Here is a 1129-nt window from a genome sequence, read left to right on the forward strand (position 1 = left end):
CTCGTTGAATTTCTAATTATCTGTTCGTCTAATATCTGTGTTGCTTTGTTGAGGTAACTTTAGCGACAGAAAGATAACGACACGAGGAAAAGCAAGATTTACCAAATGGAAAATCAAGGGATTAGCGATCTTCTGACGTTGTCCTGTCTTAGAAGTTGTGCATTGCCACTATGATATTAGAGTCACATGATTTCTGGCGGCTTAGCGCACAGAGATTGCTGCCTATAAAAGGAATGATTTGGAGAGCCTGTGGACATCAACCTCGATATTCAAAATATCCTCGTCATCAAGCGGATGTATGAGCTTCGTAATGTAGGACTGGTAGCAGAGTCGCTAGGAAAAACTTCTGGAGCGATCAGTAAGAACCTTTCAAAGTTAAAAACCCAACTTAACGACCCACTGTTTATTCAAACCAAACATGGCTTCGAACCCACGACCTTTGTTGAAAATAACATCAGCAACTTTGAACAGATATTGAGTAGTATCGAGGCCATCAAACATCAAGACTTCTCTCCAGAATCTTATCGAGGCACGATCAAAATCTACGCGAACACGCTGTTTTGGGAACGTTTTGGATCCAAACTCTACTTCGCTCTCAGCAAAGAAGCCCCGAATGCTCACTACTCATTCCTACGATGGGGAAGCAATGCTAGAAACCAACTCATAGACGGCGAAGAGGCAATAGCGGTGCACTACTTTGATGAAACCTTACCGCAGTCGATTTCTCAAATGGACTTCGGAAAAGGAAAAGTGGTGTTCTTTGTAAGAGAGGACCACCCAGCGAAAGACTTTGAGTCGCTCGCCAACTATCCGACGGTTCTATTTAAAACACCTGGATGGAATGACAATAAGTACCCAATTCTGGATCGTCTCAGAAACATTGGCTTTGAAATAAACCCTAGAGCAGATATCGATCACCCAGCGATGATTCACGATATCATGCTCAATTCAGACTATTTTGGAATTACGCTCAGTGGCAGCGTCCCTGAAGGCTGCCGTAGTATGGAACTACCAGAAAAACTCACTTTCGATGTGAGCTATGTGATGAGCTGTCGTCGTTCACAAAAAGAGGCACCATTAAATCAGTGGTTATTCCAAAAACTAAAAGCGACCCTAAAAAACAAACAAG

General features: G+C 42.7%; 1 protein-coding gene. It reads left to right on the forward strand.

Translation table 11 applies throughout. From position 1 onward, the window contains the following. Positions 1–249 precede the first annotated feature (249 nt). On the forward strand, positions 250–1129 hold an 880-nt coding region (locus BCT81_RS28045; RefSeq protein WP_102426561.1), incomplete at its 3' end, for a LysR family transcriptional regulator.

This window comes from Vibrio sp. 10N.261.52.A1, from assembly GCF_002876325.1.
In the GTDB taxonomy this organism is placed as follows: Bacteria; Pseudomonadota; Gammaproteobacteria; order Enterobacterales; family Vibrionaceae; genus Vibrio; species Vibrio chagasii.